Annotated in this window: 7 protein-coding genes and 1 pseudogene; 2 read left to right on the forward strand and 6 right to left on the reverse strand. The window is 67.6% G+C overall.

The features are described 5' to 3' along the window. Positions 1-5: 5 nt before the first annotated feature. From narI to WU80_RS02820, 5 genes are all read right to left on the reverse strand, one after another. Positions 6-737 carry a respiratory nitrate reductase subunit gamma gene (narI, locus tag WU80_RS02800; RefSeq protein WP_055398947.1) on the reverse strand — a complete coding sequence of 244 codons (732 nt, stop codon included), beginning with the start codon at positions 735-737 and terminating at the stop codon, positions 6-8. Further along, positions 730-1,386: a nitrate reductase molybdenum cofactor assembly chaperone gene (gene narJ, locus WU80_RS02805; RefSeq protein ID WP_055398838.1), complete on the reverse strand. Its 657-nt coding sequence runs from the start codon at positions 1,384-1,386 to the stop codon at positions 730-732. Before narJ ends, narI begins: the two co-directional genes overlap by 8 nt. After that, complete coding sequence (gene narH / locus WU80_RS02810) at positions 1,383-2,999, reverse strand: nitrate reductase subunit beta (RefSeq protein ID WP_055398841.1); 1,617 nt, start codon at positions 2,997-2,999, stop codon at positions 1,383-1,385. The genes narJ and narH overlap by 4 nt, the downstream gene beginning before the upstream one ends. Further along, on the reverse strand, positions 3,000-6,689 hold the full coding sequence (locus tag WU80_RS02815) for a nitrate reductase subunit alpha (RefSeq protein WP_055398844.1): 3,690 nt from the start codon (positions 6,687-6,689) through the stop codon (positions 3,000-3,002). It lies immediately after the preceding gene. A gap of 349 nt (positions 6,690-7,038) precedes the next feature. After that, positions 7,039-7,443, reverse strand: a complete 405-nt coding sequence (locus WU80_RS02820) for a (deoxy)nucleoside triphosphate pyrophosphohydrolase (protein ID WP_055398846.1) — start codon at positions 7,441-7,443, stop codon at positions 7,039-7,041. 300 nt (positions 7,444-7,743) lie between these two features. Between WU80_RS02820 and WU80_RS02825 the strand changes: the two genes are divergently transcribed. Further along, positions 7,744-8,565, forward strand: a complete 822-nt coding sequence (locus WU80_RS02825) for an aspartyl/asparaginyl beta-hydroxylase domain-containing protein (RefSeq protein WP_197280989.1) — start codon at positions 7,744-7,746, stop codon at positions 8,563-8,565. 509 nt (positions 8,566-9,074) lie between these two features. Next, positions 9,075-9,359, forward strand: coding sequence for a 4a-hydroxytetrahydrobiopterin dehydratase (locus WU80_RS02830; RefSeq protein WP_055398847.1), 285 nt, complete (start codon positions 9,075-9,077; stop codon positions 9,357-9,359). Here WU80_RS02830 and pimE read toward each other — a convergent pair. Next, positions 9,356-9,880: pseudogene (gene pimE / locus WU80_RS02835) on the reverse strand (mannosyltransferase); the annotation flags it as partial. The gene WU80_RS02830 and the pseudogene pimE overlap by 4 nt on opposite strands.

Raw genomic sequence — 9,880 nt, forward strand, 5'->3', positions numbered from 1 at the left:
GGGCGCTACCAGCCGCGGCGGCGGGGCGCGGTGCCGACCAACTCGCCCTTGGCCGCCTCCTCGCGGCTGCGGTAGACGATGTAGGGCCGGAACAGGTAGGCGATCGGCGCGCTGAAGATGTGCACCAGCCGTGTGAACGGCAACAGCGTGAACAACACCATGCCGATCAGGGCGTGCAATTGGTAGTCCAGCGGCGCGTTGATCATCACCTCGCCGTGCGGCTGCAGGAGCCAGATCCGGCGGAACCACATGCCGACCGTGTAGCGGTAGTGGAACTCGCCGCCGTGCGGCCCGGTGCCGATCAGGTCGCAGTACAGGCCCACCACGATGGCCAGCACCAGCACGGTGTACATGATCTTGTCGTTGCGGGTGGTGGCCAGCGACACCGCGGGGCGGGTGAACCGCCGGTAGATCAGCAGGCCGATGCCGGCCAGGGTCGCGAAGCCGGCCAACGACCCGGCAATGACGGCCTGCAGATGGTAGAGGTGGTCGCTCAGTTTGAGCATTTGCGTCACCCGCGGGGGGATCAGCAGGCCCATCACGTGCCCGGCGAACACCGCCAGGATGCCGAAATGGAACATCGGGCTGGCCACCCGCAGCAGCCGCGACTCGTAGATCTGCGAGGACCGCGAGGTCCAGCCGAACTTGTCGTAGCGGTAGCGCCACCAGGTGCCGACGATCAACACCGACAACGTGACGTACGGCGAGATGTCCCAGAACAGCACGCTGTCAAACACCTTGCGCTCCTTCACGTCTGGGTGGCACGGTCAAGTTGAAGGGTTGCAGCCCAACGGCTTCCGCGGGCGGCCCGGCTTGGGCCAGGCGCTCCGCGCGGCGAACGTCGGAGTCGGTCGCCACGGGCAGCGTGGCGCACACCGCCGCCACGCATGCCTCATACGGCGACTCGGCGTCGGCGAGGGCGCCCCGCAACACGTCGAGGGGGACGCGGTGCTCGGTCAGCAGCCGCCGGCCGGCCTCGGGGTCGACGGTGGCGGCGAATTCGAGCACGACGGGCAGGTGGTCGGGCGCCTCGGAGCGCGGGGGCTGCACGCCCGCTTCCCGGTATGCGGCGGCGAACTCCACCATCTCGCGCCCGCGGTTACGGGTGTCCCCGGCGGTCCAGTACGTCAGGTACATCGTGCAGCGGCGCCGCATGTCGAAGGTCGCGACGTAGTCCATCGCGGCGGCCATCGGTTCGCGCGCGCGCAGTGCGGCCAGCGTCTGCCCGAGCAGCGCCGTCGCGGGCCCGGTGAGGTGGCCGAGCAGCTCCTCGACGGTGTCCAGCCGGGCCGGCAACTCGTCGTCCGGGTAGGCCAGCAGCAGCGACGCGGCCTGCCAGATCAGTCGGTCCCGCAGGGTGTCGGTGCGTCCGCGACGCAGCCTCATTGCCCCTTCCCCTGCGGAAACATCCCGGCGGGCACCTGGCCGCCGTCCCAGTTGAGCAGGTTCACCCGCCGCGCGCCGTTGGTGGTGGGCTCGCCACCGGGCCGCTTGAGCGCGTGGAACGTCTCCACGGAGACCGGCACCGGGTCACCCGAGGAGTACATGCCCGGCCCGCCGTCGCCGTCCAACGAGCAACCCATCTGCTCGAGGTCGCGGGCCTGCGGGCTGAAGGCGGTCGGAATGACGTACCGCTCTTCGTATTTGGCGATGGCGAGCAGCCGGTACATCTCGTAGATCTGCTCCTCGGTCATCCCGACGGATTGCGGGATGTGCGGCTGCGTTTCACGCCCCAGGTTGATGTCGCGCATGTACGACCGCATGGCCGCCAGCCGCCGCAGCACGCCCTCGACCACGGCGGTGTCCCCGGCGGTGAACAGCTCGGCCAGGTACTGCATCGGGATGCGCAGCGCGTCCAGCGCGCCGAACAGGTTGCCCAGGTCCTCGCCGTCGTGGCCGTCGCGGCTCACCGCGTCGACCACCGGCGACAGCGGCGGGATGTACCAAACCATCGGCATGGTGCGGTATTCCGGGTGCAGCGGCAGCGCCACCCGGTAGGTGTTGATCAGCGCGTGCACCGGCGAACGCTGCGCGGCCTCGATCCACTCGTCGGAGATGCCGCCCGCGCGGGCGGCGGCGATCACCTCGGGGTCGTCGGGGTCCAACAGGATTCGGCGTTGCGCCTCGTACAGGTCCGTCTCGTTCTCCACCGACGCCGCCTCCAGCACCCGGTCGACGTCGTAGAGGACGAGGCCCAGATACCGCAGCCGCCCCACGCAGGTCTCCGAGCAGATGGTCGGCAACCCGACCTCCATCCGCGGGTAGCACAGCGTGCACTTCTCGGCTTTTCCGGTCTTGTGGTTGAAATAGACCTTCTTGTAAGGACATCCGGAGACGCACATCCGCCAGCCGCGGCAGCGGTCCTGGTCGACCAGCACGATGCCGTCCTCGCTGCGCTTGTACATGGCGCCCGACGGGCACGACGCCACGCACGACGGGTTCAGGCAGTGCTCGCAGATGCGGGGCAGGTAGAACATGAAGGTCTCTTCCAGCCTGAGCTTGACCTCGTCGCTGACCTTCTTCAGGATCGGGTCGCCGGCCAGGATCTCCGGGGACCCGGCCAGGTTGTCGTCCCAGTTCGGCCCCCAGGACACCTTCATCGGCTCGCCGCTGATCAGGCTCTTGGGCGCGGCCGTGGGAAAGGTGTCGCCGGCGGGCGCCGTGGTCAGGTTCTCGTAGTCGTAGGTCCACGGCTCGTAGTAGTCGTCGATGATGGGCAACCGGGGGTTGGCGAAGATGCGCAACAATTTGTGGATGCGGCCGCCGTCGCGCAGCCGCAGCCGTCCCTTCTTGTCGCGTATCCAGCCGCCCCGCCACCGCTCCTGATCCTCGTAGGTGCGCGGATAGCCTTGCCCCGGGCGGGTTTCGACGTTGTTGAACCACACGTACTCGGTGCCGCTGCGGTTGGTCCAGGCCTGCTTGCAGGTGACCGAGCAGGTGTGGCAGCCGATGCACTTGTCGAGGTTCATCACCATCGCAAGCTGCGCCATGACCTTCATCTAGTAAGTCACCTCCTGGCTGCGCCGCCGCACCACGGTGACCTCGTCGCGCTGGTTTCCGGTGGGCCCCATGTAGTTGAAGGCGAACGCGTGCTGGCCGTACCCCCCGGCGAGGTGGCTGGGCTTGATGCGGACGCGGGTCAGCGCGTTGTGGTTGCCGCCGCGCTTGTTGTTGGTTTCGGTGCGCGGCGTGTCGACCGTGCGTTCCTGCACGTGGTAGACGAACACCACTCCGTCGGGCATCCGGTGGCTGACGATCGCGCGGCACACGTAGATGCCGTTGGCGTTGACGGCCTCGACCCAATCGTTGTCGCGCACTTTGAGTTTGGCCGCGTCGCCGGGGCTCATCCACATCGTCGGCCCGCCGCGGGACAGCGACAGCATGTACAGGTTGTCCTGGTAGGTGGAGTGGAACGACCACTTCGAGTGCGGCGTCAAATACCGCACGGTGAGCCCGATCCCGTCGTCGGTGGGGCCGAGCTCGGGCTGGCCGAACAGCCGCGTCATGTCCAGCGGTGGACGGAACACCGGCAGGTGTTCGCCCAGCTCCTCCACCCAGTCGTGGGCCAGATAGAAATGCATCCGCCCGGTCAACGTGTGGAACGGCTTGAGGTTTTCGATGTTGATGGTGAACGGCGCGTAGCGGCGGCCGCCGGTTTCACTGCCCGACCATTCCGGGCTGGTGATCACCGGCACCGGACGCGCCTGGGTGTCGGCGTAGCTGATGCGCCGCTCCTCGCTGCCCTCGGCCAGGTGCGCCAGCCGTTGACCCGTCCTCTTCTCCAGCTCGCGGAAGCCCTCGACCGCGAGCCGGCCGTTGGTGGTGCCGGATAGCAGCAGCAGCACGTCGGCCATCCGCGCGGCCGTGGTGATCGCCGGACGCCCGGCCGCCGCACCGGAATTCATCACGCCGAACTTGGCGGCCAGCTCCTCGACCTCCCGGAACGGATGCACGGTGATGCCCTTGGTGGTCAGCCCGAAGGTCTCGACGAGCGGCCCCAGGGCCCGCCACTTGTCATAGACGGCGCCGTAATCGCGTTCCACCACGGTGAGTTTGGCCATGCTGCGCCCTGGCACCGGCGTCGCGCCGGTGTGCAGCCAATCTTCCTCGGCGCCATCGGGATAGGCCATCGCGTCCGGGGTGTCGTGCTGCAGCGCGGTGAGCACAACGTCGCTGCGGGTGCCCAGGTGCCGCTTGGCCTGCGCGCTGAAGGCGCGCGCGATGGCGCCGAAAGCCTCGAAGTCCGAACGGGTTTCCCAGGGCGGATCGGTCGCGGCGCTGAAGGCGTGCACGTACGGGTGCATGTCGGTGCTGGAGATGTCGGCCTTCTCGTACCAGGTGGCCGCGGGGAGCACGACATCGGAGACCAGCGTCGTCGAGGTCATCCGGAAGTCGATCGACATCATCAGGTCGAGCTTGCCCTCGGGGATGTCGCCCTCGCAGACCACGTCGGCGGGCCGTATCCCGTCGGCCGGCGGCTCGGCCTGCACATTGGAATCGGTGCCGAGCAGGTGACGCAGGAAGTATTCGCCACCCTTGCCCGACGAACCGATCAGGTTGGCCCGCCACACCGTAAGCACCCGCGGCCAGTTGACCGGGTTGTCGGGATCGGTGACGGACAGCTTGAGCGTGCGGTCGCGGAGCTGCTCGGCGACGTACTCGGCGACGTCACGCCCGGCGGCGCGGGCGTCGTCGGCGACGTCCAGGCTGGACCGGTCGAACTGCGGATAGAACGGGCTCCAGCCCATCGCCGTGGCCGAGGCCAGCAGATCCATGGTGTGCTTGCCCGCGAACCTGCCGCGCCCCAAGGGGCTGGCCAGCTTGTCCGCCCCGTAGCCGTCGTAACGCCACTGGTCGGTGTGCGCGTACCAGTAGGAGGCGCCCGGCACCTGCCGCGGCGGACGCACCCAGTCGGTGGCCATCGCCATCGTCTGAAAACCGGTGAGCGGACGCACCTTTTCCTGGCCGACGTAGTGTGCCCAGCCGCCGCCGTTGCGCCCCATCGAGCCGGTCAGCATCAGCAGCGCGAGCACCGCCCGGTAGATGGCGTCGCCGTGGAACCACTGGCAGATGCCGCTGCCCATGATGATCATGGACCGGCCCCCGGATTCCTCTGCGCTGCGGGCGAATTCCCTGGCCACGCGGATGGCCTGCGCCGCGGACACGCCGGTGATGGTCTCCTGCCACGCGGGGGTGTTCTGCTGGGTCGGGTCGTCGTAACCCGTGGGCCATTCGCCGGGCAGTCCCGGCCGGGCGACCCCGTATTGGGCGAGCATCAGGTCGAAAACGGTGCACACCCGGTGCTTGCCGACGCGGCGCACCGGAACGCCCCGCGCGACGGTGGCGCCTTCGCCGTTGATCGTGTCGAAGCTGGCCAGGTGCACGAGCGCGGTGTCGTCCGACCGGAGGACGCTGAGCGCCGGCTTCAGCTCGCCGAGGTCCAGGTTCCACTTTCCGACGCCGTCCTCGCCGTACCGGAAACCCAGCGAACCATGTGGCACCGCAACCGAATTCGTCGCCTCGTCCCACACCGCGGGTTTGAGCGCCGCATTCTCGGAGCTCTTGAAGGCCTCGCCCAGGTCGGCTGCAGCGAGGTTCTTCCCCGGCACCAGCATCTCGCCGCGCTCTTCCAGTTTGATCAGGAACGGCAGGTCGGTGTAGCGGCGCGCAAAGTCGGCGAAGAACGGAATCTCCTTTTGCACATAGCATTCCGAGAGGATGACGTGCCCCATCGCCATGGCCAGCGCGCCGTCGGTGCCGGCCGCGCACGGCATCCATTCGTCGGCGAACTTGGTGTTGTCGGCGTAGTCGGGGCTGACGGTCACCACCTTGGTGCCGCGGTAGCGCGCCTCGGCCATCCAGTGCGCGTCCGGCGTCCGCGTGATGGGCACGTTGGAGCCCCACATCATCAAGTACGCCGCGTCCCACCAGTCGCCGGACTCGGGCACATCGGTCTGATCGCCGAACACCTGCGGCGAGGCCACCGGCAGGTCGGCGTACCAGTCGTAGAACGACGTCATCGGCGCGCCGATCAGCTCGAAGAACCGCGACCCGGCGGCGTAGGACACCATGGACATCGCCGGGATGGGCGAAAAGCCGGCGACCCGGTCGGGGCCATAGGTCTTGATGGTGTGGACGTGCGCGGCGGCGATCAGCTCGGTGGCCTCCGCCCAGGTGACCCGGACCAACCCGCCCTTGCCCCGAGCCCGCTGATAGCGCCGCCGGCGCTCGGGGTCGGCCTGAATGTCGGCCCACGCCAACACCGGATCGCCGAGGCGGGCCTTGGCCTCCCGGTACATCTCGACCAGCACGCCGCGGGCGTACGGATAGCGCACCCGGGTGGGCGAGTAGCTGTACCAGGAGAACGACGCCCCACGGGGGCACCCACGCGGCTCGTATTCCGGCCGGTCCGGGCCGACCGAGGGATAGTCGGTCTGCTGGGTCTCCCAGGTGATGATCCCGTCCTTGACGTAGATCTTCCAGGAGCAGGAACCGGTGCAGTTGACCCCGTGGGTGGAGCGCACCACCTTGTCGTGGCTCCACCTGTCGCGGTAGAACACGTCGGCCTCGCGGCCGCCCTTGCGCGTCACCGTGCGCAGGTCGGGCGAGAACTCGCCGGGCGTGAAGAACCGCCCGCTGCGCTCCAGCAACTCCTCGAGCGCGCCACCAACGTGTGGTGTGACAGTCAACAGCTACCCCTTCTACTTCGTGGGACACGCGTCGGGACCGCTGCTTCGATCCAGGTGCATCGAGCCGGAGAGTCGTCGGCCCGCGGGCAATGCCCGCTCGATCGGACACCGGCATCGGGCGCGGCGGACGGACCTATCGCCTTCGCGCGTGGCCTCTTAACGAAAAGTCGTTTGGTCAGCATCGGTTTTACGGACCCAGCGGCGCCCGGCGCCGTCATCACCCGACCACTTCCGGCGGGCACTTCAGGGTCAAGTGGTTATTACAAGTTCACGTTGGGGTTATACCTAAAGTTCACCCTGGCCACCTTCTGCGGCGCTGGATGTCAGCTGCGGAAAGGCTGTGGGCTTGTTATGAGGCGGGTTCGGCCAGCGCGCGCACCAGGTCAGCGACCCAGGTCCGGTCGGCGGGGACCCAGTCGACGTCCGGCAGCTCGGCCGCCGTCACCCAGCGCACGGCCCGGTGGTCGTGCGCGTGCGGCTCGCCACCGAGCAGCCGCACGCGGTACGCGCGCAGCGTCATGCGGTCCAGCGCGATGTCATCGCCCAGCCGGTCCCCCACCGCGACGTCGTTGACCGACAGCCCCAGCTCCTCGGCCAACTCCCGGGTCAGCGCGTCGCGCTCGGTCTCACCGGGCGCCACCTTGCCGCCGGGCAACTCCCAGCGGCCGGCCAGCTCGGGCGGCCGGGCGCGTTGGGCCACCAGGACCGTGGCCCGGCGGATGATCGCGCCGGCGACGACGATCTGGGTCGGCATGGCCAGACGGTATACGGCGGGTGGGTGCGGGCCGAAGGTGGTGAGTCGGCGGGGCGGGCGCCCCGAACCCGCCCGCTTGATTTTTCCGAATTCGGCCCGCGCGCTTGCGAAGCCGCATACGCTTTCGACACGAATCCAACAAGGTAGCGACACGTCACTCCATCGGGCAATTTGGCAAGGATGCATGCGACCTTGCTAGGGCGGCGGCAGACCCCAACTGCCGCGGTGTTTCATTTTTCTGGGTGCCGCGTCGTGACCCTCCTTACGCGTGCGCCCGAACCCCATCAAGGAGCCTTTCCCGTGACTGCGACAGATGCATCCGAGGTAACCATCGGCAGAGTGGCTAAGCCGGTCCACCAACGGCTGGTGGATCGCGGCCGAGAAATTGGCCTTTTGGCGTTGAAATACCTTGTGTTGGGCGTCGCCCAAGTCGCCATAAAGGTCGTCGACCTATCCGTCCCCCGACGGTTTTCTCTGGTCGAGACGACCCCGTTCATCGACCCGCGCCAATTCGAATGGCACGACACCCTCACGGCGGCCTACCCCGAAATTCGGTCCGAGCTGGAAGCTTTGTTGTCCCACGCCGAAACGATCCCGAATCACCAAGACATCGTCGAGGCGATACGGACCCTCACGGACGACGACAAATGGCTGAGCCACTTCCTCTACATCTATGGCCGGCGTTTCGAGAAGCAGTGTGCGGAGTGCCCGGAAACCACGGCCCTGCTCGAGAACATTCCGGGAATGAAGACCGCGTTCTTCTCCATCCTTTCGCCCGGCAAGCGGATACCCCCGCACAAGGGGCCCTACCGCGGCGTCATGCGCTACCACCTGCCCCTCCTCGTCCCCAGCCACGGCGACTGCGCCATCCGGGTACACGACGAGATCGCCAAATTCGAAGAGGGCGTCGCGATCATGTTCGACGACACGTACGAGCACGAGGTGTGGAACGACACCGAGGAAACCCGCGTGGTCTTATTCCTCGACATCGTGCGGCCGATGAAATTTCCCTTCAACTTGGTGAATTCGGCGATCATCGGTTTTGCCGGCTGGTCTCCACTGGTCAAAGGGATGCAAAAGAACCAGCTGACATTCGATCGCGCGGTCAAGAAGTCCGCTTAACCGCGTTCCGGTCCAGAGCAAAAGCGAGCCATTGCCGATTGAGCGCGCCGGGAGCGACTCGCGGCGTCGCGTTTCGGGTCGCACCCGGGCGGTCATGGCAGTCTAATTCGGTGACCCGGGCCGGGGCGCCGGGCCCGGGCAAATGGGCAGCCATTCCGGCCGAGCGCTCCGAAATGCCGGGACGCCTTTGTCCGTGCCGAGTTCGTCGTGCTTATTCGACATCCCTCGACGACAAAGGCGACGGTCTGTCCAATTGCGGTGGAAAGCCGAGTTGATCCATCTCGGGTGCGGCCGAAAGAACCGCCAATTGCCATTGGTCGGTGCTGTCGGCAGCAGCTGAAATCGCGCTCAGCGATTCGAAAGCACGTGGCCGGCCAATAGCGCTGGAACACATGGTCAATTGTTGCCGAATGCGACCGTAGTCACGCGCGCCGGATGCGGGGCGCGCCGCGTCGTTGGCGCGCACGGCCTACCGTCGAGTGCAGGCACAACGGAGAGGACGCAGCGATATGACCGTGTTGACGGACGAGCAGGTGGACGCCGCACTGCCCGATCTCGACGGGTGGGAGCGCATCGACGGTGCGCTGCGCCGGTCGATCAAGTTCGACAGCTTTCTCGCGGGCATCGACGCGGTGCGCCGGGTGGCCGAGCACGCGGAAAGCAAGGACCATCACCCCGACATCGACATCCGATGGCGGACAGTCACTTTCGCCCTGGTGACGCATTCCGCGGGTGGCATCACCGAGAACGACGTCGCGATGGCACACGACATCGACGAGATCGTCGGGGATTAGTCCGTCGGGGCGGACCGCCTGCCGCCGGCGGCGACCCACACCAGGGTCGCCACCGCCGCCACGATGTAGACCAGGCCCGCCCACGCCAGGTACCACGGGCGGCTGACCTGCCAGATCGTCGGTTGCGCAAAGCTCAGTAACCACGGCACACCGACGATGGTCAGCGCCAGCCAGCCCCAGCCCACGACCCGCGCGCCGGGGCGCTCGCGCGCAGGCCCGTGAATCGCCCAGATCATCAACGGCACCAACCAAACCCAGTGGTGCGTCCAGGAAATCGGGGACAGCAGCAGCCCGAACATCTCGACCACCAGCACCCTGCCCAGCCGGTCGGACGGATCCAGCGCCCGCCAGGCCAGGACGGCGACCACCGCGGTGGCGCCGATGGCGATCAGCACGGGCGGGCCAAAGCCCGCGTCGTGGCCCAGGATCCGGGAGATGCCGCCACGCCAGGACTGGTTGAACGACGTGGCGATCGGCCCCACCCGGTGCGCGTCGCCCAGCAACCGGGTGAAGTAGTAGCG

The sequence above is a fragment of the Mycobacterium sp. UM_11 genome, assembly GCF_001414075.1.
Classification (GTDB): domain Bacteria; phylum Actinomycetota; class Actinomycetes; order Mycobacteriales; family Mycobacteriaceae; genus Mycobacterium.